The following is a 23,752-nucleotide window of genomic DNA, read 5'->3' on the forward strand; positions in this document are numbered from 1 at the left end:
GGACGCGACGGGCGGGAGGCGTGGCCGTATGGGTGGAGTGCTGCCGTACCTGATCTTCGTCGGCGTGCTGGCCGCCGTCATGGGCTTCTTCGCCTGGCTGGCGGTCCTGGCCCGCCGCCGGGGCGTCGCGGGGTCGGCGATCCGCGCGGCCGTGGCGGCACATGACCAGGCGTGGCAGGTGTCGGGCTATCAGTCCCACCTGGAGATCAGGGCGCAAGCGGAACGTAAAGCGCCGATCGAGTCCCCGGACCGTCCGTGGCGTCCGGCGGGGCGCGGCCTCGGCTCGCCGCGCCCGGCGGCCCGCGCTCCCCGCCGGAGCCGTCCGCTCCGGAGCCTGCGCCGCCGCTTCGGGCGCGGTAAAGCGTAGACGCCGTGCGCATCGCGCCGGACGGGCGAAAACCCGCCCCCGGTTGACGATGCGGACCCGGGCGGCCGGGGCCCTGTGCAAGGATGGATTCGACCGGCTTGTCCCACCCGGGGGCCCACTGCCCTCCCCCCGGAGCGTGCACCCAAGGGGGAGTGGATGTACGGCAGTCACACCGGCCGTCGGCAGCCTGTTGCCCGTCACCACGACCGTAAGCGGAATCTCCGGCACAGCGGCGTGGCGGCCGCCGGAGCGCTGCTGTCGCTCGCGACGCTCACCGGCTGCTTCGGCGCCTCCGAGGGCCCCAGGAAGAACGACCACGCGGCCCCGCCGGTCCGTCAGAAGCAGCGCCCCAAGGCCACCGTCCCCTACTGGGTCAACCCCGACGGCAGCGCCGCGCGGCAGCTCGCCGCGTACCGCAAGAAGGGCGCGAAGGGCAACGCCCAGCTGATCCAGAAGATCGCCGAGCAGCCGGTCGCGGAGTGGCTGGGGGTGGACGACCCGGAGGGGCAGGCGCGCGGCTTCACCGAGGCCGCCAGGCACGCGGACCGTAACGCGTTACTGGTCTTCTACAACATCCCGCACCGCGACTGCGGCCAGTACTCCAAGGGCGGCGCGGCGGACGGCGCCGCCTACCGGGCGTGGCTGGACAAGGCCGTCCGGGGCATCGGGGACCGCCCGGCCACGGTGATCCTGGAGCCGGACGCGCTGCCCCACGTGGCGGACGGCTGCACGCCGAAGAAGTTCCTCGAGGAGCGGTACGACCTGCTCACCGGTGCCGTCGACAAGCTCAAGGGCCTGCCCCGTACCAAGGTCTACCTGGACGCCGGAAACCCGCACTGGATCAAGGACCCGCGGGCGATCGCCGGGCCGCTCAAGCGCGCCGGGATCGCCAAGGCGGACGGCTTCGCGCTCAACATCTCCAACTACCAGACCACCGTGGAGAACAGGGCCTACGGCAAGAGGCTGTCGGCGATGGTCGGCGGCAAGCCCTTCGTGATCGACACCAGCCGCAACGGCAACGGCCCGGCCCCCGGCAAGGACGACCCGGAGGCCTGGTGCAACCCGAAGGGCCGGGCGCTGGGCGAGCCGCCGACGGTCCACACCGGTGACAAGAGCGTCGACGCCTATCTGTGGATCAAGCGTCCGGGCGAGTCGGACGGCCCCTGCAAGGGCGGCCCCAAGGCGGGCCAGTGGTGGCCGCGGTACGCGCTCGATCTCGCCCGGAACGCCCGGAACGCCGAATAGCCGCTGATCAGCGCCGGGAGGCGGCCTTGGGCGCCGCGGGCACCTTCACCCACACCGCCTTCGACGGCGTGCCCCGGCCGTCGACCGCGTTCAGCATGTAGTAGCCCGGCGGCACCAGCGACGGGTCCTTCGGCAGGGTCACCGTGATGCCGTTCTTCGTCCGCTTGAAGTCGAGTGCGATCGACCGCTGCTCGACATTGGTCACATGAGTGAAGGAGCTGGGCCGGATCAGCCGCATCTTCTTGACCGCCGAGGCCTGCGCGGTCTTGTACGTGGCCGTCGCGCCCAGCTTGACCGTCCTCGGCCCGCCCTCGCCGACCAGCTCCGGCCGGGAGGCCCGGTACAGATACGGCGGCGTGTAGAGGTCGATCTGCTGCTGGAACTCACCCGGCCTGGTGTTCGCCTTGTCGCTGAACAGCGAGTCGGAGCCGAAGGTCATGACCCGCCCGTCCGGCAGCAGCAGCGCACCCGAGTGGTAGTTGCGCCCGACCAGCGGATCGGCGACGCCGCGCGTGTGGTTGGTCTTCGGGTCGTACAGCTCGGCCTTCAGCACATTGCTGTCGCCGCGCCCCCGGTAGTCGCCGGAGCCATTGGTGGTCAGGATCGTGTCGTCGGGCAGGATGACGCTGCTCGGATAGCGCACCTTCTCGTACAGATCCGGTCCGTCCTTGAACCGCGGCTGATCGTCCTTCAGGTCGACGATCCGGGTCCCGGCGGTGGATGCGGTGGACTCGCCGACCCCGCCGCCGCCCAGCACCATGAACCGCTGGTCCTGCGCCGGCGGCAGCATGACCGACATCGACGTCTCCAGCACCTTCGGGTCGCTGATGCCCGGCACCACCGTGAACTTGTTGCTCTTCAGATTCCAGATCCCCGGGGTGCGGCCCTTGTCGTCCGGACCATATCCGGCATTCGAACCGGTGTAGAAGATCCGGCCCTTCTCGGTGAGGAAGAGCGCGGGGTAGGTGGGGAAGAAGCGCTGCTTCTTCATGCGCTTCCACTTCTGCGTCTTCGGGTTGTAGATCTCGTTCTTGCCCGGCACGACCTGGCCGATTTCATCGAGCCCGGACACGGCCAGCACCCGCCCGTCCTTCAGGGTCGTCAAGGTCGGATACCAGCGGGCCTCGTTCATGGGGTCCACGGTGATGTACCGCTCCGACTCCGGGTCGAATTCGTAGGCCTGTCTGATGCCCTGGAAGTCCTTCTTGTCGAACGACAGCTTCTGCGCGATGCCGTAGAAGTTCTGCCGGTCCTTGCCCTTCAGCCCGGCGATCCGGTAATTGTCCTCGGTCCCGGTCTGGTACTTCTTCCCCTTGCGGCGCGCCTCGACGTAGACGCGCGCCGTGCTGGCGGTGACGGTGACCTTCCCGGTCTTGGCGTTCGTCTTCTTCTTCGCGCGCGGGACGAGGACCGGGTCCTTGGACTCGAAGGTCTTTCCGTTCTCCTTGCCCGTGAAGCGGGTTCCGGGCGGGAAGGTCTTCGGCTTGTCCGGGTCCTCGTTGTGGACGAACATCAGCCCGCCCGCCTTCTCGACATCGCCCTTGAGCTTCTCGTACCGCTGTGTACCGCCCGCCACCAGCAGCTTTCCGTCCGGTAGCTGGGTGTGCCCGGAGCAGAAGAGGTCCTGGGGCGTGGGGATGTTCCGGTAGGTGTTCTTCTCGGGGTCCCACAGCACGGTGCGGAAGGACTTGGCGTCGAAGTTCTTGGCGTTGTTCCCGGAACCGGCGACCAGCAGCACCTTTCCGGTGTGCAACAGGGCGGCGTGGATCGTATTGATCCGATAAGCCTTCGGGACGTTCACGACGTCCCAGTGGCCGTTCTCGGCCTTGTACTCCGGTTGGTTGATCTGGTAATCGTGATACTGCGCGGAGCTGAATCGGTAGAGCGCCGGTCCGTTCATTCCGGCCAGCACGGTCACGGCCGCCGCACCGATCCCGAAGCGGCGGGTGCGGCGACTCGGTCGGTACTTCACGTCTTATCGTCCCCCAAGAGCGGGCTGCGTTGTCCGTTTCTCCTGGCGGACGGTCCACCGCCAGGCGATGATCGGGGCGGCTGTGATAGCCAGGGCGAGTGATGCCCAAACGGTCATCGCTGGATGACTGTGGCCGAAGTAGAAGGAAGAGGCGAGCGACCCGCCGAAGACCACCAGGAAGAAAAGATGGATCCGGAACGTACCGAAGAGGGTGTCGGGACTCGACGAGTCGCCCTTGGGGGTGACGACGAAGCGGCTCTTCCGGCGCAGTACGGCATCCATCAGGGAGCGCGCGTAAATCGGCGCGGACATCGCGGACATCGCCATTCCGGCCACGCCGCCCGACCCTTCCGGCTCATGCGGGGAAACGTTGTGCCGCCGGTTCCAGACGTAGAGCCCGATCTGCAGCGCGGAGGCATTGCCGTACAGCATCATCCAAATGGCCGGATCGATCTGGATGCCGGACGCCCCGAACCCGAGGAACAGCGCGCAGCTGATCCCGGCGAGGATCCAGTTCAGTGCCGACATCGGATAGAAGATCACCATCAGGGTGTAGTTGAAGAGCTTCCCCACCGGCAGCGAGAACGGCGCCTTCCAGAACTGCTTGAGGATCGTCTCGTAGGTGCCGCGCGACCAGCGCAGCTGCTGGGTGAAGAAGTCCGTCCAGGCGTTCGGCCCCTCGCCCACGGCGAGCACGTCCGGGGTGTAGACCGAACCCCACTTCCGCCCGGTGGAAGGGTTGCGGTGCCGGTGCAGCTCGAAGCCGGTGGCCATGTCCTCGGTGATCGAGTCGTACAGCCCGCCGACGCTCTTGATGGCGCTGATCCGCACCGCGTTGTTGGTGCCGACGAACATCGGCGCGCGGTACGCGTTCCCGGCGCGCTGGATCAGCGCGTGGAACAGGAACTGCTGGCTCTCGGCGGCCTTGGTGACCGCCGCGTCGTAGTTCCCGTACACCTGCGGGCCGACGACGAAGGCGATGTCCGGATCGCGGAAGTAGCCGAGCATCCGTTCCAGATAGTTCGGCAGCGGGACGTGATCGGTATCGACCGAGGCGAAGAAGTCGTAGTCGTCGCCGTGGGCGTCCAGCCAGGCGTTGTAGTTGCCGTGCTTGGTCTTCGCCCGGTACGGGCCCGTGGCCTGGTTCCACCGCTCGACGCCCTTCCGGGTGAAGTGGCGCACGCCCAGGCGCGCACAGATCTCCCGCACCTCAAGGTCGTCCCCCTCGTCCAGCAACCAGACGTCCAGCTCCCCCCGGTGCCGTACCCTGACCGCCGCCCGAAGCGTCTTCGCCACCATCTCGATCGGCTCCTTGCCGGGCACGAACGTGGTGATGAACGCGACCTTGGTGCCGGTCTCGGGCACGACGGGGACCGGATCGCGGGCCACCAGTGTCGCGTGCGCGTTGGACGCGACGTTCATCGTGCGGAACAGCTCGATCAGCCCGATCGAGACCAGCATGACGATGTCCAGTACCGCCATGGCGGGGCCGGCGCCGGTGCGGTCGGTCCAGTGCGCGGGCTGGACCAGCCACACCAGCAGCCCCAGCGACACCAGCGGCGCCGCCCCCAGCAGCAGCGCGGCGCGGATGCGGTGCGGCTCGTCCGCCAGCAGGCTGCGGTACCGCACGCGGTAGGCGGTTGCCGGGTCGGGCTGGCTCAGCGGGCCCGCGAGCCTGCTGTGGTGCTCGTAGTCGTACTTCGGCAGCGGCCGCCGCCGGCTCTTCGGCGCGGTCGGATGCTGCCGCGGGATGCGTAAGCGGGTCGTGGTGGACGAGTCGTACGAGTGCTGCCGGGCGCCTGTCGGCGTCGACGTCATGAGTCATTCCCCCCGCGCGCGGGCTGGCTGCGTGTCGTCACGTATCACTTGCCGGCACGGCCCCCCACGGCCGTACGGGCACGATAGTGGAGGCGATCACTCCGTCGAACGGAATCGAATACGGAATGGTCGCCTTCGGATTGCGAGCACAGTGTGCCGGACCTCTTGCGTCCGGTAACCCCCCGGCGCATCCCAACACCCTGTTTCACGAGGCATGTTGGTGTGGGGTGCACCCAGATCAGGGTCCCGAGGGCGCCTGCGTGACCACAAGGCGAAACGCACCCTTATTCAGACAAGGCGCGCCATGAGGGGTCGTCGCGAATCGGTCGCGAAAACGGCTTATTCGTGATGCGGTGAACGCAGCCTCTTGCGAATGTTGCAGAAGTGGTCGCGAATCGCCTCTTCGGCGCGTAGGGCGTCGCCGGAGCGCACGGACTCCAGAATCCGCCGGTGCTGGGCCAGGGTCACATGGGGATCGGTCGGTACGTCGACCAGGTCCGTACGCACCCGGTGGAACGCGTCCCAGAACGCCTCCAGCACCTCGCTGAGCAGCGTATTGTCCAGGCTCCCGTACAGCGCGGCGTGAAACGCGCGATCCGTCTCCACGTGCACGGCCCCCTCGGCCGCCTCCGCCTCCATGCGCCGCACGATGGCGTCCAGCGCCGTGAGGTCGTCCGCCGGTATCCGCCCGGCCAGCCGGGCGATCAGCCCCGTCTCCACGGCCTCCCGCAGCTCCAGCAACTGCAGCAGGCTGTCCTCGCCCCGGTAGTGACCGGCGACGGTGCGGAAGATCAGCCCTTCGATCATGGGCGCCATCGACATGGGCCCCACGTACGTCCCGAAGCCGTGCCGGATCTCCACGATGCCCATGGCCTGGAGCGCCTTCAGCGCCTCGCGCACGGAGTTACGGCTGACTCCGAGCAAGTGCATGAGGTCCGTCTCGGTGGGCAGCGGGGCCCCGGAGGGGAGCCGTTGGTCGATGATGAGCCGTTTGATGCGCTCCTGGATGTCGCCCGCCATCCCACCCCGCGCCTGCGCCGCCACCGCCACCTCCGATTTCGGTCAGCTTAGCGGCAGCGGCGCCGGGTGTTCCCTCAGAGCTGCGCGGTGAATGCGGCCCAGGCGGCGCGGGGGATGGCCAGCTGGGCGGTGTCGGGGTCCTTGGAGTCGCGGACGTGGACGGTGTCCGGGCGTATGGCCACCTCGACGCAGTTGCCGCCCCCGCTTCCGCTGTAGCTGCTTTTGAGCCAGTCGAGTTCGGTCGTGAATGCCGACCACGCCTGCGGTGAGACGGCTAGCTGGCCGAGCTGGGTGTCCTTGGAGTCGCGGACGTGCACGGCGTGAGGGCTCATGGCGACCTCGACGCACTCGCCACCCCCGCCGCTGCTGTAGCTGCTCTTGAACCAGTCGAGTTCGGTGCTGCCGCTCATAGCGCTCCTCGCATCTGCTCCAGCAGGCTCGTTGTGGCCTGAGGGCTCAGAGCCTGTGAGCGCAGTTTGCCATAGCGCTGGAGCATCGCACTGACCGCTTTCGGGTCGGTGATCAGCACGCTGGTGTCGTGCGTTTCGATATAGCCGATCCATCGGTGGTCCGCCGTCTCGGCGAGGCGCATCGATCCTTCTGCGCCGGAGTGGTCCTCCTGCCGTAGCGGCATGATCTGGATTTCGACGTTCCGGCGGGCTTGCTGCTCAAGCAGGTGGTCGAGGAGGGCCTTGGTGACCTCAGTACCCCCGAAGCCCCTGTCCAGCAAGGCTTGTTCGATCACGAAGCAGAACGAGGTGTTGGGCAGATCGTCGAAGAGCCGTTGCCTTGCCAGGCGCGCGATCACCTGTTGCTCGCACTCCTCCGCAGGAGTGTGTGGGATGTAGCGGTCGAAGACCGCGCGGATGTACGGCTCGGGCTGAAGCAAACCCGGCACAACCGCGCAGTCGTACGCGAGGAGGGATACGGCCTCCTCCTCGAGCGCCGCCCAATGCTGGACCCATGACGCGAGTCCCACCTTCCGCGTCAGGCTGCGATACGCCGCACCCAGGATCCGGGCGGCGGGGGCGCCCAACACCTCCTCCGTCCGTGGGACGAGCTCCTTCGGGGGGAAGCGCCTGCCCTGCTCCATCTTGGCGACGTACGTCACTGAGTACCGGACCCTCGGGGCGAACTGCTCCTGCGTGAGGCTGCCCTCTTCCCGCAGCGCCTTCAAAACGGCGCCAAAGGTCTTGAGGCTGTCCGAGACTTCGGGTTCGCTGTTGTCTGCTCCCATATGCCTATCGTCACGCGCGGTGACCACCCCAGTCCAGCCAGTCAACTGGTACAGCGGAAACTGGGTGGGTGTCATACCTGGCCGGAGCCCCGCCCGCACCGCAACGCTTCCGCCCATGACCGCACCACAGGGCCAAGTCCCCGTCACCGTACGTACGTTCGCACAGCGATTCTCCGCCACCCGACGAGGGGCCCGGCTCGCCCGGCTGCTGGCTGTACACCAGCTCACCGACTGGGGGCTCACCCCCGGCACCGGCGGTCATGACGCCACCGTCCTCGTCGTCGCCGAGCTGGCGGCCAACGCCGCCCTCCACGGCCGCGTCCCGGGGCGGGACTTCGCACTGCTCCTGCGCTACGACCACGAGACGGGCCGTCTGGAGATCGAGGTGTCGGACACCCACGACCGTCCGCCCGCCCCCAAGGCCCCCACCTCCGACGACGAACAGGGCCGTGGCCTGCTCCTGGTCGAGGCACTGGCCGACCGCTGGGGCGTCAAGGAACGCCGGGGCCCGGGCAAGACCGTCTGGGCGCACGTACTGACAGCCCCGAGGTGACGGGGCGGGCTACTCCGACGGGCTTCGCGCGGACGGCCTACGCCCTACCGCCGCCGCTTGTGCCGGCGGGGATCGGTGGCGTGCTCGTAAGCCCGTCGCAGGGTGGCGGGGATCAGGCCGAGGCGGGCGTCGGGGAGCGGGTGACCGTTGGTGGCGGCCCAGTCATGGATGGCCTCGAAGGCGGGAGCCGGGGCACTGTTGGTTACGTACGCGGGAAGGCGGTCCTCGGTGAAGACGGTCCGCGGCAGGGAGAGGCTGAAGCGTTCCTCGACGACCGCCAGAGCCCGGCGGTCACGGGCGACGTAATCCACGGACTCGTCCTCGTCCTCGTCATCGTCCGAGTCCGCGGAGTAGGTGTCCCCGTCGGGATTGAGGATGCCGGCGGCGACGAGATCGGGCAGCAGCAGGTCGGGCTCCTTGCCCCATCGGATGCGCTCCTCGCTCAAGCCGAAGCCGCAGACCTCCTGGCCGTCGCGAGCGTAGAAGACGATGGTGGGCGGGTGTTCCGGGTTGTGCGAGTAGTGGACGGCTTCCACGCCGTCGCGGGAGACCTCCGCCAAGCGGTGAAGCCCGGTGGGGTCGCCGTATTCGATGGCGAACGACCATCCCGCGTGCTCGCCGACCCGGGCTATCGCGTCACCGCGCGTGGGTGGCCGGTAGAAGTCCAGGTCCAAGTCGAGCACCTCGGCGTCTGTGATCGGCTCGGTCACTGCCCCGCGCCGAGCACCCATCCGTAACGCCAACTCCTCCGGGTCGATCCCGTGCGCGAAGATCACATCCACCATCCAGGCCGTGCCCGTGTTCCCGCCCCTCAGCCACTGAATACCGTCACCCATGACGCCCTCCCCAGACCGCAACCTGTGTGTTCGTGCCGAGCCTAGAAGGCGCCACCGACACACCAGGCCGACGGCGCCCGGCCAAGACCGTCTGGGCGCACGTCACCTCACGACGTGAGGAGCCGGGCCTTCATCCGTGAGTGCCGCGGCCGTGGCGCGCGCGAACGCTTCCGGGTTGTCCAGCATGACGTTGTGCCCGCAGTCGGGGATCGCGACGACGGACACCCCGGCTTCGGTAAGGGCGTCGGCGCCCGGAAGCGGACCGTCGGCCTCGGGCAGGAGGTAGGTGCGGGATATCTTCAGGTCCAGCAGCAGCTCACGCATGGTCGGAACGGTGCCGCGGGTGAGGTGGGTCGCGCTGCGATGCAGGGCCTCCCGCCCGGCCAGGCGCATCGTGGACCACCAGTGGGGGCCGACCCGGTCGCGGACCTCTCGCCAGCCGTCCGCCAGGAACTCCTGCTCGGAATAGGCGGCGATGCCGCTGCTGCCGCCGGAGGAGGGCATGCGCGGGATCGGGTCGAGGTTGGCGTCGACCAGTACCAGCCGGGAGACCAGATGGGGGTGCCGGGCCGCCAGCACGATGGCCACCGAGCCGCCCATGCTGTGCGCGATCAGCTCCGCGTTGCTGACACCCGCGCAGGTCAGGGCGGTGGCGAGCGCGTCGGCGTGTGATTCCAGGGTGTAGTCGAAGCCCGTCGGCCGATCGCTGATGCCGTGGCCCAGGAGGTCGATCAGCAGGGAACGGTGACCGGCGAGCAGGGGATGGACCGCGGTGGCCGTGAAGTAGGCGGGTGACGTGGCGCCCAGCCCGTGCACGTAGACGCGGGGTGGCTCCTGCCCCGGCAGCTCGACCCAACGGATCTGGTCGCCCTCGGGCGTCACGGCGGCGTTGCGCACAGTCTGCTCCCCTGTAGGTCGGTGGAGGGACGAGCGTAGCTATGCGCGCCGAGAGACAGGGGCCAGCCGGGCGACGTGAAGGCAGCTTTCGATGAAGTCCCGGGCCGCGCCCGGTGTGACGGTCTCGGCTTGGTGCACGGCCCGGTTGCGGAGGGTGCGCAGTCGGTTGACGACCACGACGATGTCGGGCGGCAGGTCGTTCGGCAGCGTGGTGAGCAGCGCGTTCCACGCCGTGATGATGGCTCCGACGGGGGACGCGTCGGCTATGGTCCGGGCTTCCTGGAGCTGTTCGTGCCAGTGCGGTGGTGCCTCGAACGCGGCCGCGCGCGGTGGGGGTGGCGGGCCCTGCGGGGCCCCTGACGGCGGTGCCTGTGGCTGGGGTTGTGGCGGTGATTGTGCCGGTGCCGGTGCCGGGGGCTCCTCGCGTGCGGAAGGGCCCAGCCCTTCCTCCACGCGCTCCCCGGCCGGCGCGGGGTACGGCGTCCAGGGCTGGGGACGTGGCGTAGGCACCCCTTGGCCGTAGGGCCCCATCGGCGCGTCGGCGATGGCGGCCTCTTCCGCCCGGGTCAGTACGTCCCGTACCTGCGCCTCGAACTCGATCGCTCCCGCCGGCGTCTCCAGGCGGATCATCCGCGAAAACGCCTCGCGGATGTGGCTCCGCAAGCCCCAGACCAGACCCACCGTCACCAAGGGCCAGACCAGCGCCTCTATGTACTTCAGGACGAGTTCGGCGATCTCCACCCAGGCATGATGGCAGGTTCCATGTCCTGCGTGCCGATGACGGAGAGGAGTTCGAGCTGGGAGGCGCCCTCGGTGCCGGGTGGGGCGGTGAACCACAGGAGGCGCTGGCAGCCGTCCTCGCTGAACAGGCTGTGGCAGTCCACTTCGATGACGCCGAGCGCCGGGTGGACGATGCGTTTGTGGTCGGTCCGCCGGAGGGCGACGTCGTGGGTCGCCCAGAGCGCCGCGAACTCCGCGCTGCGGCGACGTAGATCGGCCACCAGCCGGGTCACCGTGGCGTCACCGCCGCGCCGGGCGGCGACGGCCTGGAGGTCGGCGACGAAGACCCGGGAGTGGTGGGGGTGGTCCTCGGCCGGGTAGATGGCGCGGGCGCCGGGGTCGGTGAACCAGCGGTGGACCAGGCTCGCCGCCGGGCCGCGCACCGCCGGGGCCGGGCCGACGAGCGCGGCGGCCAGGGGGTTCTGGACGAGGGTTTCGTGCAGGTCGGTGATGACCTGGGCGGGGGTGGTGGTGAGCCGGTCCAGCAGGCCGAGCAGGGCCGGCTGGACGTGCGCGGCCGGTCCGTGGGCGGCGGGGGGAACGCGGCGGTCGGCGAGGTGGAACAAGTGGTCGCGGGCGTCGCCGTTCAACCGCAGCGCCCGGGCGAGGGCGGCCAGCACCTGGGTCGAGGGCTGGGCCCCGCGTCCGCGTTCCAGCTCCGTGTAGTAGTCCGCGGAGAGCCCGGCCAGCTGGGCGACCTCCTCGCGCCGCAGCCCGGGCACCCGGCGCCGCGGGCCGGTGGGCAGGCCGACGTCGGCCGGGCGGATCCGGTCGCGGCGGGACTTCAGGAATGCGGCGAGTTCCGAGTGGTTCACACCGCTCATCGTCGCGCGTACCGGTGGGCTGAGCCAGGGGACGGCAACCCCCGGGTGGGGACAGCCCTGGCTGGCGCGGGAAGACCGGCCCAGGCTGGAGACGCGAGCCGGTGCTGCCGATGGAGACGTCAACGCCCGGCGCCACGATCCGCGCGTCGCCGCACCCATCCGCCTTCTCAGGAGCGCCCATGTCACCCGAAACCACCGCGAAGAGCCGCGTCGCCATCGTCACCGGAGGCTCACGTGGCATCGGCCGCGCGACGGTGAGCCGGCTGGCCGCCGACGGATGCGCCGTCGTCGTCGGCTACGCGGGCAACCGCGACGCGGCCGAGGCCGCCGTCGAGGAGATCACCGCGGCGGGTGGCCGGGCGGTCGCGGTGCGGGCGGACGTCGCCGACGAGCAGCAGGTGGCCGCGCTGTTCGGCACGGCCGAGGCCGAGTTCGGCGGCGTCGACGTCGTCGTGCACGCGGCCGGGCGGATGCATCTGGCACCGCTCGCCGAGTTGGACCTGGCGGAGCTGGACGCGGTCCACCGCACCAACATCCGCGGGACCTTCGTGGTCGCCCAGCAGGCCGCCCGGACGATGCGCGACGGCGGCGCCGTCGTCACCTTCTCCACGTCCGTGGTGGGCCTGGCCTTCCCCGGCTACGGCGCCTACAGCGCGAGCAAGGGCGCGGTCGAGGCCCTGACGCTGATCCTGGCGCGCGAGATGCGCGGCCGGAACATCACCGTCAACGCCGTCGCGCCCGGCCCCACCGCCACCGACCTGTTCATGGAGGGCAAGGACGAGGAAACCATCGCCCGCCTGGCCGCGCAGCCACCCCTGGATCGCCTCGGCACCCCCGCGGACATCGCCGAGGTGGTGGCCTTCCTGGCCTCGCCGGCCGGCCACTGGGTCAACGGCCAGGTCATCCGGGCCAACGGCGGCATCGTCTGACCGCCGCCGGCTATCCCTGACTCACATCAGAAGGAGAACCACCATGCCTTTCGCCAACTTCAAGGTCCCCGCCGGAAGCCTCGACGAGCAGCAGAAGGAGAAGATCATCACGCGCACGACCGAGCTGTACGCCGAGATCTACGGCGAACGGGCCCGGGCCAACACCCTGGTCCTGGTCGAGGAGGTCACCGACGGCGGCTGGGGCTTCGGCGGCAACGTCCTGACCCTCGCCAAGCTCCAGCAGACCCCCGAGGGCTGACCGCCCTCCCGCGCCCACTGGGTGCGACCCTTCAGGGGCGGGGGCGTCAACTGGGCGGCGCATCCGGGGAGTTCGGGCCGTCGCGCACCACCGTGCGCCCGTGACTCGGTCTTGGTCTCCGTCGGGGGATGCGGGAGATTCGTCCGGGCGGTCAATTCAGACGCTCGCGCATCTTTCATCCAGGAGGGCAACATGTCACCCATTCGCACCTTTGTCGCCGCGGTCATCATCGCCGGTGTTCTCACGGGAGCCGGTACGGGCGCCGCGCTGGCCGCGCCGGCGGCCAGCCATTTCGATGACGGCAGCTTCGAAACGCCCCGGGTGGCGGCCAGCACGTTCGTGAACGTGGGGACGGGAGGATCCATCGGGCCGTGGAAGGTCACCGGGGGGAACGTCGACCTGATCGGGGCCGGGTTCTGGCAGGCGGCCGAGGGGGACCAGTCCGTCGACCTCAACGGGGGCGACGCGGGCACGGTGAGCCAGACCTTCACCACGGTGCCGGGCAAGAGGTACACGGTGACGTACTCGCTCGCCGGTAACCCGGCCGGCGGTCCGGCCGTGAGGACCGGAAAGGTTCTGGTCGACGGTCAGAACTTCCAGGACTTCACCTTCGACGTCACCGGCAAGACGGCCACGAACATGGGCTATGTGACCCACGAGGTGTCCTTCGTGGCCACCGGCGCCACCACGACGCTGGCCTTCGCCAGCACGGTGTCCGGCGCCTATGGTCCGGTCATCGACGACGTGTCGGTCCGCCACTGCGAGCCGTGCCCCTCCTGCGGCTGATCGCCGACCCCGCGGTTGTACGAACGCCCCGGCGCCCTGTGCGCGCCGGGGCGTTCGTGTGCTTCGCACCGCCGGAAAATCACCGGTACCGCCGCTGACGCCCATGAGAAGATCCGTCCCACCGTGGGGTGGGCTGGGTCGTGGAGGGCGATGATGTACGCGATATCCCTGGGGGACGACGGCGCGGAGCTGCGTCCGCTCGAACCGTGGCAGGCCGAGGAGTTCCTGGCCCACATGGAGCGGGGGCGGGATCTCATCGGACGGCACGTCGGGCTGGCCGACGCCGTCACGGACCTGGCGTCGAGCCGGACGTTCCTCGAGTCGTACGCGAAGAAGGCCGCGACGGACACCGGCCGGATCTACGGGATCTGGACGGACGACAAGCTGGTCGGCGGGGTCCTGTTCCGGACGATGGACATCGCGCAGGGGGCGGCCGAGGCGGGCTGCTGGCTGGAGCCGTCGGCGGTGGGCCGGGGGCTGGTGACCAGGGCCTGCCGCGTGATCATCGACTGGGCCGTCGAGGCGCGGGGCATCCACCGCGTGGAGTGGCACGTCTCGGCGGCGAACGAGCCCAGCATCGCCGTGGCCCGGCGGCTCGGGATGACGAAGGACGGCGTGCTGCGGGAGAGCTTCCTGCACCGGGGGAAGCGGGCGGACATGGAGATCTGGTCGGTGCTCGCCCCGGAGTGGCGGGCGGCCCGGCGGGCGGCCTGACCGTCGGCGGCGCCGGAGTCCGCGTCGTCGTGCGGGGGGAGCGGCCGTCACGAAAACACGACTGGGGCTTCCCGGACGAGCCAGGAAACCCCAGGTCAGTGGCGTAAAACCAGGTGCGCCGCCAGGGACTCGAACCCCGGACCCGCTGATTAAGAGTCAGCTGCTCTAACCAACTGAGCTAGCGGCGCCTGCTGACGACGGAATTCTACCGGACCTCGGAGCGTGGTCCGAACCAGCCTGCTGCATTTGGTATGGACATGACCAGACGGGCTGACTACGCTCCGACTTGGTCTAGACCGCATCGCACGGCTCGCAGAAGCACTCCCCACGTCTTCAGGAGCGAAGCATGCGCAAGAAGATCCGCGCCGCCGTCGTCGGCATCGGGCTCGCGGCGGTCACCGTCCTCGCGACCGGCGGCAGCGCCAGCAGTCACGGCTACACCGACTCACCGATCAGCAGGCAGAAGCTGTGCGCCAGCGGGACCGTCGCCAACTGTGGCGAGATCCAGTACGAGCCGCAGAGCGTGGAAGGGCCCAAGGGGTTCCCGTCGGGCGGGCCCGCGGACGGGACGATCTGCGCGGGCGGCAACAGCCGGTTCGCCCAGCTCGACGATCCGCGCGGCGGGGCGTGGCCGGCGACCAAGCTGACCGCCGGGAAGAGCTACACCTTCAACTGGCGGTTCACGGCCTCGCACGCGACCACGGACTTCAAGTACTACATCACCAAGAACGGCTGGAATCCGAGCACCAAGGTGACCCGCTCCAGCCTCCAGTCCCAGCCCTTCCTGACCGTGCCGTACAACGGGCAGCGGCCGCCGTCCACGCTCTCGCACTCGGGGACGATCCCGAGCGGGATGACCGGGCGGCATGTGATCCTCGCCGTCTGGACCATCGCGGACACCGGGAACGCGTTCTACGCGTGCTCGGACGTGCAGTTCTGACGGCCCGCGCCGCTACGGACAGCCCCGCTACGGACAGCCCCGCTACGGACAGGGCCGCCCGGCCATGAGGCCGGGCGGCCGTTCATCGGCTTGCGTCACGCGTCGAACGTGCCCGCCTTCGCACCCCGCAGGAAGGCGGCGAGCGTCGCCGGGGCCGTGGTCAGGACCACGGCCGGGTCGTCGCTCTCCCGGATCAGGAGCCGTCCGCCGCTGGCGGCGATCTCCACGCACTGGCCCTCGCCCACGGAGTACGAGGACTTGCGCCAGCGCGGACGGTGCTGGTTCCCGGCGAACGGGGCAGAGGTACATGAGGTGTTCATGTGTGGGGCCCTCTTTCTCATACGAGATCTGCGATGAGGCCCTTCGTCGCATCCGGTGACAGCGCGCTGTCGGCGATGCGGCCGAAGGCGTCGACGAAAGCGTTGACGTCGTCGACTCCTTCGACGTACGTGGGGCCCCGCAGGTTCTCCTGGGAGACCACATCCGGCATCGGACCGGGGAAGCCCACGAGTGTGAACGCCCCGGCGTCCCCCGGGTTGGGCGCCGCGTCGATCGGCATCACCTGGAGCGTCACCGTCGGCCAGTCCGCGACGTCCAGCAGCCGTCGCAGCTGCTCGGCCATGATGGCCGGGCGGTCGGCGAACCGGCGGCGCAGCGCCGTCTCGTGGATGACGGCCCACAGCTTGAGCGGGGTGTCCGGGCGGGTGAGCACGGCCTGGCGGGCGAGCCGCACCTCGGCCAGGGCGCTCACCTCGGCCGCGCTGCGTGCCCGGGCGTTCGCGGCGATCGTCTCGCGTGCGTATTCGGACGTCTGGAGCAGCCCGGGGATGACCAGCGGGGCGTAGTCGCGGACGGAGTCGGCGTCCGACTCCAGCGATATGTAGTCGGCGTAGGCGGGCGCGACGACTCCGCGGTACGTCTGCCACCAGCCGCGTTTGCCCGCGTCCTTGGCCAGCCCCTCCAGCGCGATCCGGATGTCGCGGTCGGTGACCTCGTACGCCCGCAGCAGGATCTCGACTTCGGTGGTGCGGATGGTCGCGTTGGCGTTCTCGATGCGCGAGAGCTTGGGTGCGGTCCAGTGGCGGGCGCCCGGGGAACCGTTCGCGGTCGCGTTGAGCGCTTCGGCGGCCGCGTCCAGTGTCATCCCCGCTTCGGTGCGCAGCTTCCGCAGAGTCGACCCCAGACGCCTGCGCCGTACGGTGGGCACTGGCTGGTAGGACATGCCGTCAGTCTGGCCTATCGCCAACTGGGGCGACCAGGCGGCATATGCCAGTCTTGAGCCAACGGGTCGAAACATTGCGAGTGACACTCCCGATGGGCCAGGATCGCTCTTGCGAGACGGCGGCAGTGCGCTGCGCATTGGAGGGGCCCCGGACCATATGGCAGACAACATCCCGCAGCGGTACGAGCTTCGCCTCCGTGTCCACCCGCAGGAACTCGCCGAGGTGCGCCGCGTCGTCGGTGCCCGGCTGCGTCTGTGGGGGCGTGAGGAGCTGATCACGCCCGCGGCGATGTGCGTCACCGAGCTGCTGTCCAACGTCCACAAGCACGCGGCCTCGCCCGACTGCGTACTGACGCTCGAGAACCGCCCGCACGGGATACGCGCCGCCGTCTCCGACTCCGAGCCCTCACTGCCGGTGGTCAAGGAGCCGGACTTCCTCTCGGAGTGCGGGCGCGGGATGTTCCTGCTCAGCAAGACCGCCGATGAGTGGGGTACGGATCTTCACGACGACGGCAAGACGGTCTGGTTCACGCTGCGTGCCGAAACGGTGGATCCGTGACCGTCGGCGCCGCTAGCGTGGAGTCGACGGAGCGGCAGGGGGAGGGCCCATGGATCCGGTGACAGCGGGTGCGCTGGTCGCGGCGGTCAACTCGGCGGTGTCGGGCGCCGGGGGCGAGGCGGGGCGGCGGGCCATGGAATCGCTCGGCGCGCTGGTCCGCCGGGTGTGGCGGCGCGGTGACGCCGAACCCGTGGGCGAGCCCGAGCCGGTCGCCATTCCGTACGACGACGAGGAGAGGCTGCGCCGGCTGGCCGATCTGCTGGTCGAACGGGCCGGACGGGACCCGGAGTTCGGGCGCGATCTGGCCGCCTGGCTGCGGGAGTTCGGACGGCCCGCCGAGCGGGAGTCCGGTTCGGTGCACAACACCTTCTCCGGGACCGCCTCGGGCCCGGTCATCCAGGGCCGTGACTTCCACGGTCCGATCAGCTTCGGCCCGCAGTGAGCCGGGCCCGTTCGGGGACAGTGGCAGCAACCGGACACGGTTGCTTTCCTTTGTGGCAGAGCGTTGCCGGTCGCGACTGATCGTGTCCGGATGAACGCCTCGCGAGCTGACGGTTCGTAACTTGATGACAAATCCGGTCACTTGATGAGCGGTCGACCGTCGTGGCGCACTCTGACGCGCCGGACTTGGTCCATTCTTTACTTCACGCCCCGCGTTGACGTCGTCGCTGTGCGCGAATTACTGTCATCAGTGATTTCGCACCATGCTGCCTCCGCTATTGAGGCACGGGAATTCCAAGAGCCAGGCTGGTATTCGCACACCTGGGTAACTGTCGCCCTGCAGGGGAAGTCATGGTTGGTCTTGTGACGAGGTCCGAGCCTTCTCCTGAGCATGAGGCGGACTCCTCGGCCCCCGACCTGCCCGGTGACTATGTCGAGCGGGCCCTGCTGGCCGCCCGCGATCTGATCGAATCCACGGTGACCCGGCACCGGCGTGAGCTGGCCCAGGACTCCTGGGCGGGGAAGGCCCTCGGGCAGGTGCCGCTCGCCGAGGTCGTCGACACCCTCGTGGGTGGGGCCGAACGGACCGTGAGTGTCGTCCTGTCGGGCGGCGAGGAGCAGGCGGAGGTCGTCTGCGCGGCGCTGGCCCGGCCCGTCCGGGGTGGCCGGGGGCGCCGTGCGGTGCGGCTGCTGTGCCTGCCGCGGGCGCTGGACGCGGCCCGGGTGCGGGCGCTGGCGCACACCGACCCGCGCTGCGAAGTCCGCGTCTGTGACGGTGAGTTACCGGAGGCGCTGTTCATCGACGGCCAGATCGTCTACGTACGGAACGAACCGCCGGACCCGGCGCGGGGCGGCGGGCGGCAGGCGTCGCTCGTCGAGGACCCCGCCGCGGTGCAGGCCCTGGAGCTGATGTTCGCGGGGACCTGGGGGAACGCCGTGGCGCTCGAGGACTATCCGCGGCTGGGCGGGCGGCTGTGCCCCACGTCCACGCGGCGCGTCCTGGAATGCCTGCGCACCGGCCACACCGATGAGGTGGCGGCGCGCGAGATGCAGGTGTCCCTGCGGACCTACCGCCGGTATGTCGCGGAGACGATGCGGGAGCTGGGGGCCGGGTCCCGCTTCCAGGCGGGGGCGCGGGCGGTGGAACTGGGGTTGCTGCCGGACCACTGAGACCGCCTTGATCCCTGGCCCACACATCCACACAGCCACATGGCCCATCACCACACAGCTCATGACACTCGAGACCTTGACCACGTCGCGAGGCGGGAATGACGACATGAAGGAACCCGGTGATCCGGGGGACGTTCTGGAGCGGACGTTACGGGAGGTGCGCGCCCTCATCGAGGCCACCGTCGTCGAACATCGGGCCCGCAGAACGAGAACGGGGCAGTTCACCCAGGTCGGCATGACCGACGGGGCGTTCCTGGCCGCCGCCGAACAGGTGATCACCACGGCCCGGCGGCGGGTGGACGCCGTGTTCCCGGAGTCGCCCGGCCGGATGGCGGCGGCGCACGCGGCGCTGACCGCCCTGCTGCTGCACCTGGACGACGACGCGGTGGGAGTGCGGGTGCTGCGCGGCCGCGCCCCGGGTTCCGGACCGGGCGGTGGTCCGGGCGGTGGCGGCGCACTGGCGGGGCCCGCGCCCGTACCCACGCCCATCCCGGGGTCCGCGCCCGTGCCCGTCCCCGTACCGGCGCCCGCCCCCGGATCCGCGCCGGAGCCCGAGGCGGGGGCGGAGGCGCCCGCGCCCGCCCCCCGCCCCGCGCAGGTCCGGATCGCCCCGGTGCCCCTGCCCACGGCCGTGATCGCCGACGGCCGGACCGCGCTGGTGTGCACGGAGTCGGCGAACGGGCGGCACGCCTCGGTCATCGAGGACCAGGTGGTGGTCGGCTCGCTCCACGGCATGTTCCTCTCCATCTGGGCGGGCGCCACCCCGGCCCCGCGCCCGCTCGACTTCGGCAACCGCGCCCGTACGGAGATGGTGCGGCGGGTGCTGGCACGGCTGCGGGACGGGGTGACCGACGAGGCGGCCGCCCGCGATCTGGCGATTTCCGTGCGTACGTACCGCCGCTATGTCACCGGGATCCTGGAACTGCTGGACGCCAACTCTCGCTTCCAGGCCGGGGCGCGCGCCTCCGAGCTGGGCATTCTCGGGGAACGCTGAGGGCGGGGAGGGAAGTCCGGCACCGGAATTGTTTCGTCTTCCCACCGACATTGTGAACCGGTGTGCGCTGGGGATAGGTTGCACGCGGGCGTGCCGCGTCTGGCAACAGCCGGTAATACAAGGGGATTCGGGGATGGGCGAGGGGTACGGGAGAGGCGTGGCGGCCACGGCGGTCGCGCGCGGTGGGCGTCGTACGGGGGTCATGTTCCGGGGAGTGCTTCCGCCGCTCGTATTCGGGTTGGCGTTGCTTCTCGTCTGGGACATCGTGACCCGTACCGGAGCGGTGGCGGAGTTCTACCTTCCGGGGCCGGTCGACTTGGCCCGGCATTTCATCGATGAGTTACTGCACGATTCGCTCGTCGACTACACCTGGGAAACCGTGCGAGAGGCCCTGGCCGGGAGCGGTATGGGAATCGGAGTGGCATTGCCGCTCGGCTATCTCATCGCCCGCAGCGATCTCGCGGCCGCCGCCCTCCAGCCATATATCGCCGCGTCGCAGGCGGTGCCCGCGGTGGCGCTGGCCCCGCTGCTCGCGCTGTGGCTCGGCTACGGACTGCTGCCGATCGCCGTGCTGTGCGCGCTCCTGGTCTTCTTCCCCATCCTCGTCAACACCGTGCTGGGGCTGCGCGCCCTGGACCCCGAGGTGCTGGGCGCGGCCCGCGTGGACGGTGTGGGGTGGTCGGGCATGCTCTGGTACATCGAGCTTCCGCTCGCCCTGCCCAGCATCCTCGCCGGGGTGCGCAACGGGCTCACGCTCTCCATCACCGGCGCCGTGGTCGGGGAGTTCGTCATGGGCGGCGAGGGCCTGGGGCAGCTGCTGTCGGTGCAGCGCCAGGCGGCCGACACCGTCGGCCTGTTCTCCACACTCGTCATGCTCGCCCTGCTCGCCGCCGGTCTGTACGGGGTGGTCCGGCTGGTCGAGCGGTTCGCACAGCGTGACTGACCGGTCCTGTTCGATGCACGAGTCGATTCACGAGGAGAAGTACGTGCGTTCAGTGCAGAAGTCCATGAGGACCGCCCTCGGACAGCGGGTTCTGGGGGCGGCTCTCGTGTCGGTGGTGGCCGCGGCCACCCTGACCTCATGCGCCGAGGAGCCTAAGGACGCGGAGGGCAAGGGCGGCAAGGACATCACCGTCGGGCTGACCTACACCCCGAACATCCAGTTCTCGCCCTTCTATGTGGCCGCCGAGAAGGGCTACTACAAGGACGCCGGGCTCAAGGTGACGTTACGTCACCACGGCGCGGCCGAAGACCTCTTCGGGGCGCTGAAGTCCGGCAAGGAGGACGTCGTCTACGCGGGCGGCGACGAAATGCTCCAGGCGCGCGCCTCCGACAATCTGCCGGTCGTGGACATCGCGACCTTCTACCAGAAGTACCCCGTGGGCCTGATCGTGCCCAAGGACTCCGACATCAGGAAACCGGCCGACCTCAAGGGCCGGAAGATCGGCACTCCGGGGCCCTTCGGTGAGACCTATTTCGGTCTGCTCGCCCTTCTCAAGGAGGGCGGACTTTCCCCGAAGCAGGCCAAGATCCAGAACATTGGATTTACCCAGCAGGCGGCCCTGACAGGAAACAAGGTCGAGGGCGTGATGGGCTATCTCAACAACGACGCCATTTCCTTCGAGGAGGCCGGTAAAGAGGTCCGGGCGATTACGCTCGACTCCGGGGACAAGGGCGATCCGCTGGTCGGGGTCGGGCTGGGAGCCAAGAAAGAGGTGCTGGACAAGCGCGGCGACGACATGAAGAAGTTCGTCGCCGCCACGCTGCGCGGGCTGCGCTACGCGATGGACGACCCGGACGGCACCATCAAGCTCAGCGAGAAATACGTGCCCGGGCTGCGCGGCGAAAAGCAGCGGAAGAACGCGATGGCGGTCCTCAAGGCCACGATGCCGATGATGAAGACCGAGCGGGGCGAGGTCGGCGTCAACGACCCGCAGACCTGGGCCCGGATGGCCGACTTCATGTACGACCAGGGGCTGCTGGAGAAGACGGTCGCCCCGGAGGACGCGTACGACAACGGCTACCTGCCGAAGTCCTGACTCTTCGCGGGAGAGACGGCCGCCGCGCGCCGGTGCAGTGCGGCGGCCACCGCGCACGCGACCCCGGCCCCGGCCGCGAGCGCGGTCCAGCCGCCCGTCGCCGAGAAGTGGGCGACCACGAACAGCCCGAGCGGCGGCCCGGTCGCCGTGCCCAGGTTCCAGGCCAGCGAGGCGAGCGCGCTCGCCCGCCCCACGGCCGCCTCGCCGGACCAGCGCAGCAGCAGCGGATAGAAGGCCGAGGAGTACGTCAGCTCGCCCGCCGCGAAGACCACCGCGAAGGCCAGCAGCAGCCCGTGACGGAGGACCGGCGCCGCCCCGTCCCCGGCCAGCGCCGCCCCGAGGCCGCAGCCGAACGCCGCCACCCACAGCACCGGCCCCGCGGCCAGGCTCACCGTCTCCGGCAGCCGCTCCAGCCAGCGGCTCATCAGCGGCTGGAGGGCGATCAGGGCGAAGGAGTTGGCCGCCACGACGGTGCTCACCCAGCCCAGGGTGACGGCCATGTCGTCGTGCAGGAGCAGCGGGACCGTGGCCTCGATCTGGGTGAAGCCGACGATCGCGAAGAGGGCCTGGGCGAGGATGAGCAGCGCCATGGGGCGGGCGCGCAGCAGGTCGCGGTAGGTGGCGCGCTCGGCGCGCTCCTCCGCTTGTGCGGGCCGTGCGGTGCCATGGGGGCGTACGTACCGGATCGCCGCGACGAGGGGGAGCGCGGCCAGGGCGTTGGCCAGGTACAGGCTGCGCAGGGTGCCGGTCGGGGTGTGCGCGCCGTGCAGCGCGAGCCCGGCGGCCACCGAACCCACCCCGATGCCGACGTTGTTGACGATGTGCCGGACGGAGAACGCGGTACGGCGGCCGCTCTCCGGGACCGCCGCGTCCACGATGCCCACGATCGACGCGTAGAACAGCCCGAAGCCCACGCCCACGCACGCGCCCGAGGCGAGGACCAGGGCGGTGGCGCCGGCCGGGGCCAGCATCCCGTACCCGGCGGCGAGCGCCGCCGCGCCCAGCATCCCCACCCGGTGCGGCCCGCGCCGGTCGGCCAGCGGGCCGCCGACGAGGGCCGCGGCGAAGCTGGCCACGGCCATCGCGACGAAGTACCCGCCTGCGGCCCGGGCGCCGAGGCCCAGCAGCTCCTGGACGTAGATCGCGGTGAACGGGAAGCACAGGCCGTTGCCGAGGGTGGAGACCAGCAGGGCGCCCATGAGCAGGGTGAAGCGGTGCCCCAGCGGCTGCTTGCTGGTCACGGGGTGAGCGCGGCGCGCAGCGCGAGCAGCTTCTCGACCGCCCTGAGGTCGTACGGGGCGGGCAGCGACAGCACGAGGTGCACCGCGCCGGCCTCCGCGAGCCCCTCGGCCAGCGGCAGCTGGTCCGGGTTGACCATGACCGTACGGGCCACCTGCCCGGGGTCGCGGCCGACCCGCTCGCACCACTCGTCCAGGGCCCGGTTCAGCTCCCGGAACTCGGCGACCGGGTCGGTGGCGGCCCAGCCGTACCAGTTCCACCAGTCCGCTTCGCGGGCCACCAGCTCCAGGGTGCGCCGCCGCCCGGCGCCCCCGATGAGCAGCGGAAGCGGTCCGGCGGGGCCGGGGTTGAGCTGGGCCAGCCGCTCCTTGACGGCGGTGATGGAGGCGGCGAACGCGTCCATGCGCCCGGCCGGTCCGGGGAACGGTATGCCGTACGCGGTGTGCTCGGCCTCGAACCACCCCGCCCCCAGCCCCAGCACCAGCCGCCCGCCGCTGAGCTGGTCCACGGTGCGGGCCATGTCGGCGAGGAGGTGCGGGTTGCGGAAGGCGGTGCAGGTGACGAGGGGGCCGATGGTGGCGTGCCGGGTCTCGACCGCCATCGCGGACAGCAGCGACCAGCACTCGTAGTGGGTGCCGTCGGGGTCGCCGGTGTGGGGGAGGAAGTGGTCCCAGGTCCACAGCGAGTCGACGCCGAGCGCGTCGGCCTGCCGCCAGGCGTCGCGGAGTTCCTGGATGCCGGTGTGCTGGGGGTGGAGCTGTACGCCGATGCGCAACGGTGGTCCTTTCGGTGGTCGTTTGTTCCCCACCCCGCCCTTCCCGACCCAAGGGCTCCGCCCCTGGCCCCCCCCGCAGCGCGCTGCGGGGCGCAGGCGGGCTGCGCCCCGGCCCCCGGTCCGCCGGCGGCCGGGG

Annotated in this window: 27 protein-coding genes and 1 tRNA gene; 14 read left to right on the forward strand and 14 right to left on the reverse strand. The window is 70.2% G+C overall.

The window, feature by feature from the left end; translation table 11 throughout:
- Positions 1-28 precede the first annotated feature (28 nt).
- Positions 29-367, forward strand: a complete 339-nt coding sequence (locus ABZ562_RS35820; protein WP_361488071.1) for a hypothetical protein — start codon at positions 29-31, stop codon at positions 365-367.
- A 156-nt stretch (positions 368-523) separates the two neighbouring features.
- Positions 524-1,612: a glycoside hydrolase family 6 protein gene (locus ABZ562_RS35825; protein ID WP_361488073.1), complete on the forward strand. Its 1,089-nt coding sequence runs from the start codon at positions 524-526 to the stop codon at positions 1,610-1,612.
- A 7-nt stretch (positions 1,613-1,619) separates the two neighbouring features.
- On the opposite strand, the gene ABZ562_RS35830 is transcribed toward ABZ562_RS35825, so the two are convergent.
- The 5 genes from ABZ562_RS35830 to ABZ562_RS35850 form a co-directional block, all read right to left on the reverse strand.
- The gene (locus ABZ562_RS35830; RefSeq protein ID WP_361488076.1) at positions 1,620-3,584 is read right to left on the reverse strand and encodes a kelch motif-containing protein; all 1,965 of its coding nucleotides are present in this window, start codon (positions 3,582-3,584) and stop codon (positions 1,620-1,622) included.
- Between the two features lie 3 nt (positions 3,585-3,587).
- A complete protein-coding gene (locus ABZ562_RS35835; RefSeq protein WP_361488077.1) occupies positions 3,588-5,402 on the reverse strand; it encodes a cellulose synthase catalytic subunit in 1,815 nt (604 codons plus the stop codon).
- A gap of 339 nt (positions 5,403-5,741) precedes the next feature.
- Complete coding sequence (locus ABZ562_RS35840) at positions 5,742-6,422, reverse strand: FadR/GntR family transcriptional regulator (protein WP_361488080.1); 681 nt, start codon at positions 6,420-6,422, stop codon at positions 5,742-5,744.
- A 74-nt stretch (positions 6,423-6,496) separates the two neighbouring features.
- Positions 6,497-6,832 (reverse strand): DUF397 domain-containing protein, encoded by a 336-nt coding sequence (locus tag ABZ562_RS35845; protein WP_361488083.1) that lies wholly within the window; start codon positions 6,830-6,832, stop codon positions 6,497-6,499.
- A complete protein-coding gene (locus tag ABZ562_RS35850) occupies positions 6,829-7,659 on the reverse strand; it encodes a helix-turn-helix transcriptional regulator (protein ID WP_361488085.1) in 831 nt (276 codons plus the stop codon). The genes ABZ562_RS35845 and ABZ562_RS35850 overlap by 4 nt, the downstream gene beginning before the upstream one ends.
- Before the next feature lie 115 nt (positions 7,660-7,774).
- On the opposite strand from ABZ562_RS35850, the gene ABZ562_RS35855 reads away from it, so the two are divergent.
- On the forward strand, positions 7,775-8,212 hold the full coding sequence (locus tag ABZ562_RS35855) for an ATP-binding protein (protein WP_361488087.1): 438 nt from the start codon (positions 7,775-7,777) through the stop codon (positions 8,210-8,212).
- 44 nt (positions 8,213-8,256) lie between these two features.
- Here ABZ562_RS35855 and ABZ562_RS35860 read toward each other — a convergent pair whose 3' ends face one another.
- The 4 genes from ABZ562_RS35860 to ABZ562_RS35875 all read right to left on the reverse strand — a co-directional run bounded on the left by ABZ562_RS35860 (position 8,257) and on the right by ABZ562_RS35875 (position 11,540).
- Entirely contained in the window at positions 8,257-9,048 is a 792-nt protein-coding gene (locus ABZ562_RS35860) for a DUF6461 domain-containing protein (RefSeq protein WP_361488089.1), read from the reverse strand.
- A gap of 102 nt (positions 9,049-9,150) precedes the next feature.
- Positions 9,151-9,945, reverse strand: a complete 795-nt coding sequence (locus tag ABZ562_RS35865; protein ID WP_361488092.1) for an alpha/beta hydrolase — start codon at positions 9,943-9,945, stop codon at positions 9,151-9,153.
- 39 nt (positions 9,946-9,984) lie between these two features.
- Positions 9,985-10,686, reverse strand: coding sequence for a hypothetical protein (locus tag ABZ562_RS35870; protein ID WP_361488095.1), 702 nt, complete (start codon positions 10,684-10,686; stop codon positions 9,985-9,987).
- Positions 10,662-11,540, reverse strand: a complete 879-nt coding sequence (locus tag ABZ562_RS35875; RefSeq protein ID WP_361488098.1) for a helix-turn-helix transcriptional regulator — start codon at positions 11,538-11,540, stop codon at positions 10,662-10,664. The genes ABZ562_RS35870 and ABZ562_RS35875 overlap by 25 nt, the downstream gene beginning before the upstream one ends.
- Positions 11,541-11,728: 188 nt before the next feature.
- On the opposite strand from ABZ562_RS35875, the gene ABZ562_RS35880 reads away from it, so the two are divergent.
- From ABZ562_RS35880 to ABZ562_RS35895, 4 genes are all read left to right on the forward strand, one after another.
- A complete protein-coding gene (locus ABZ562_RS35880; RefSeq protein WP_361488101.1) occupies positions 11,729-12,478 on the forward strand; it encodes an SDR family oxidoreductase in 750 nt (249 codons plus the stop codon).
- A gap of 43 nt (positions 12,479-12,521) precedes the next feature.
- Positions 12,522-12,737, forward strand: coding sequence for a 4-oxalocrotonate tautomerase family protein (locus ABZ562_RS35885; RefSeq protein ID WP_361488104.1), 216 nt, complete (start codon positions 12,522-12,524; stop codon positions 12,735-12,737).
- Positions 12,738-12,929: 192 nt separating this feature from the next.
- Complete coding sequence (locus ABZ562_RS35890) at positions 12,930-13,523, forward strand: choice-of-anchor C family protein (protein ID WP_361488105.1); 594 nt, start codon at positions 12,930-12,932, stop codon at positions 13,521-13,523.
- 153 nt (positions 13,524-13,676) lie between these two features.
- Positions 13,677-14,237: a GNAT family protein gene (locus ABZ562_RS35895; protein WP_361488193.1), complete on the forward strand. Its 561-nt coding sequence runs from the start codon at positions 13,677-13,679 to the stop codon at positions 14,235-14,237.
- A 114-nt stretch (positions 14,238-14,351) separates the two neighbouring features.
- Here ABZ562_RS35895 and ABZ562_RS35900 read toward each other — a convergent pair.
- A tRNA-Lys gene (locus ABZ562_RS35900) sits at positions 14,352-14,425 on the reverse strand.
- A gap of 158 nt (positions 14,426-14,583) precedes the next feature.
- Between ABZ562_RS35900 and ABZ562_RS35905 the strand changes: the two genes are divergently transcribed.
- Positions 14,584-15,177 carry a lytic polysaccharide monooxygenase auxiliary activity family 9 protein gene (locus tag ABZ562_RS35905; protein ID WP_361488108.1) on the forward strand — a complete coding sequence of 198 codons (594 nt, stop codon included), beginning with the start codon at positions 14,584-14,586 and terminating at the stop codon, positions 15,175-15,177.
- Positions 15,178-15,272: 95 nt separating this feature from the next.
- Here the strand turns inward: ABZ562_RS35905 and ABZ562_RS35910 are convergent, their stop codons facing one another.
- Both ABZ562_RS35910 and ABZ562_RS35915 read right to left on the reverse strand, forming a co-directional pair.
- The gene (locus tag ABZ562_RS35910; protein WP_361488111.1) at positions 15,273-15,497 is read right to left on the reverse strand and encodes a DUF397 domain-containing protein; all 225 of its coding nucleotides are present in this window, start codon (positions 15,495-15,497) and stop codon (positions 15,273-15,275) included.
- A gap of 17 nt (positions 15,498-15,514) precedes the next feature.
- Complete coding sequence (locus tag ABZ562_RS35915; RefSeq protein WP_361488113.1) at positions 15,515-16,399, reverse strand: DUF5753 domain-containing protein; 885 nt, start codon at positions 16,397-16,399, stop codon at positions 15,515-15,517.
- Positions 16,400-16,556: 157 nt separating this feature from the next.
- On the opposite strand from ABZ562_RS35915, the gene ABZ562_RS35920 reads away from it, so the two are divergent.
- The 6 genes from ABZ562_RS35920 to ABZ562_RS35945 all read left to right on the forward strand — a co-directional run bounded on the left by ABZ562_RS35920 (position 16,557) and on the right by ABZ562_RS35945 (position 21,602).
- A complete protein-coding gene (locus ABZ562_RS35920; RefSeq protein WP_361488115.1) occupies positions 16,557-16,958 on the forward strand; it encodes an ATP-binding protein in 402 nt (133 codons plus the stop codon).
- A 49-nt stretch (positions 16,959-17,007) separates the two neighbouring features.
- Positions 17,008-17,400 (forward strand): hypothetical protein, encoded by a 393-nt coding sequence (locus tag ABZ562_RS35925; RefSeq protein ID WP_361488117.1) that lies wholly within the window; start codon positions 17,008-17,010, stop codon positions 17,398-17,400.
- A gap of 362 nt (positions 17,401-17,762) precedes the next feature.
- Positions 17,763-18,569, forward strand: coding sequence for a hypothetical protein (locus ABZ562_RS35930; protein ID WP_361488119.1), 807 nt, complete (start codon positions 17,763-17,765; stop codon positions 18,567-18,569).
- A gap of 106 nt (positions 18,570-18,675) precedes the next feature.
- Positions 18,676-19,563: a DNA-binding response regulator gene (locus ABZ562_RS35935; RefSeq protein WP_361488122.1), complete on the forward strand. Its 888-nt coding sequence runs from the start codon at positions 18,676-18,678 to the stop codon at positions 19,561-19,563.
- A gap of 379 nt (positions 19,564-19,942) precedes the next feature.
- Positions 19,943-20,506: an ABC transporter permease subunit gene (locus ABZ562_RS35940; RefSeq protein WP_361488195.1), complete on the forward strand. Its 564-nt coding sequence runs from the start codon at positions 19,943-19,945 to the stop codon at positions 20,504-20,506.
- Positions 20,507-20,549: 43 nt separating this feature from the next.
- A complete protein-coding gene (locus tag ABZ562_RS35945) occupies positions 20,550-21,602 on the forward strand; it encodes an ABC transporter substrate-binding protein (protein WP_361488124.1) in 1,053 nt (350 codons plus the stop codon).
- On the opposite strand, the gene ABZ562_RS35950 is transcribed toward ABZ562_RS35945, so the two are convergent.
- Together ABZ562_RS35950 and ABZ562_RS35955 are read right to left on the reverse strand one after the other, a co-directional pair.
- Positions 21,584-22,843: an MFS transporter gene (locus ABZ562_RS35950; RefSeq protein WP_361488126.1), complete on the reverse strand. Its 1,260-nt coding sequence runs from the start codon at positions 22,841-22,843 to the stop codon at positions 21,584-21,586. The two genes, ABZ562_RS35945 and ABZ562_RS35950, sit on opposite strands and share 19 nt — an antisense overlap.
- Positions 22,840-23,616 (reverse strand): LLM class F420-dependent oxidoreductase, encoded by a 777-nt coding sequence (locus ABZ562_RS35955; RefSeq protein ID WP_361488129.1) that lies wholly within the window; start codon positions 23,614-23,616, stop codon positions 22,840-22,842. Before ABZ562_RS35955 ends, ABZ562_RS35950 begins: the two co-directional genes overlap by 4 nt.
- Between the last annotated feature and the right edge of the window lie 136 nt (positions 23,617-23,752).

The sequence above is a fragment of the Streptomyces sp. NPDC019937 genome (assembly GCF_040631655.1).
In the GTDB taxonomy this organism is placed as follows: Bacteria; Actinomycetota; Actinomycetes; order Streptomycetales; family Streptomycetaceae; genus Streptomyces.

Bases quoted from the DNA above. Each gene is read 5' to 3' on its own strand.
- ABZ562_RS35890 (WP_361488105.1), top strand. From the start codon at position 12,930: ATGTCACCCATTCGCACCTTTGTCGCCGCGGTCATCATCGCCGGTGTT.
- ABZ562_RS35920 (WP_361488115.1), top strand. From the start codon at position 16,557: ATGGCAGACAACATCCCGCAGCGGTACGAGCTTCGCCTCCGTGTCCAC.
- ABZ562_RS35855 (WP_361488087.1), top strand. From the start codon at position 7,775: ATGACCGCACCACAGGGCCAAGTCCCCGTCACCGTACGTACGTTCGCA.
- ABZ562_RS35935 (WP_361488122.1), top strand. From the start codon at position 18,676: ATGAAGGAACCCGGTGATCCGGGGGACGTTCTGGAGCGGACGTTACGG.
- ABZ562_RS35895 (WP_361488193.1), top strand. From the start codon at position 13,677: ATGTACGCGATATCCCTGGGGGACGACGGCGCGGAGCTGCGTCCGCTC.
- ABZ562_RS35910 (WP_361488111.1), bottom strand. From the start codon at position 15,497: ATGAACACCTCATGTACCTCTGCCCCGTTCGCCGGGAACCAGCACCGT.
- ABZ562_RS35840 (WP_361488080.1), bottom strand. From the start codon at position 6,422: ATGGCGGGCGACATCCAGGAGCGCATCAAACGGCTCATCATCGACCAA.
- ABZ562_RS35915 (WP_361488113.1), bottom strand. From the start codon at position 16,399: ATGTCCTACCAGCCAGTGCCCACCGTACGGCGCAGGCGTCTGGGGTCG.
- ABZ562_RS35850 (WP_361488085.1), bottom strand. From the start codon at position 7,659: ATGGGAGCAGACAACAGCGAACCCGAAGTCTCGGACAGCCTCAAGACC.
- ABZ562_RS35860 (WP_361488089.1), bottom strand. From the start codon at position 9,048: ATGGGTGACGGTATTCAGTGGCTGAGGGGCGGGAACACGGGCACGGCC.
- ABZ562_RS35820 (WP_361488071.1), top strand. From the start codon at position 29: ATGGGTGGAGTGCTGCCGTACCTGATCTTCGTCGGCGTGCTGGCCGCC.
- ABZ562_RS35885 (WP_361488104.1), top strand. From the start codon at position 12,522: ATGCCTTTCGCCAACTTCAAGGTCCCCGCCGGAAGCCTCGACGAGCAG.
- ABZ562_RS35925 (WP_361488117.1), top strand. From the start codon at position 17,008: ATGGATCCGGTGACAGCGGGTGCGCTGGTCGCGGCGGTCAACTCGGCG.
- ABZ562_RS35905 (WP_361488108.1), top strand. From the start codon at position 14,584: ATGCGCAAGAAGATCCGCGCCGCCGTCGTCGGCATCGGGCTCGCGGCG.
- ABZ562_RS35825 (WP_361488073.1), top strand. From the start codon at position 524: ATGTACGGCAGTCACACCGGCCGTCGGCAGCCTGTTGCCCGTCACCAC.
- ABZ562_RS35835 (WP_361488077.1), bottom strand. From the start codon at position 5,402: ATGACGTCGACGCCGACAGGCGCCCGGCAGCACTCGTACGACTCGTCC.
- ABZ562_RS35880 (WP_361488101.1), top strand. From the start codon at position 11,729: ATGTCACCCGAAACCACCGCGAAGAGCCGCGTCGCCATCGTCACCGGA.
- ABZ562_RS35845 (WP_361488083.1), bottom strand. From the start codon at position 6,832: ATGAGCGGCAGCACCGAACTCGACTGGTTCAAGAGCAGCTACAGCAGC.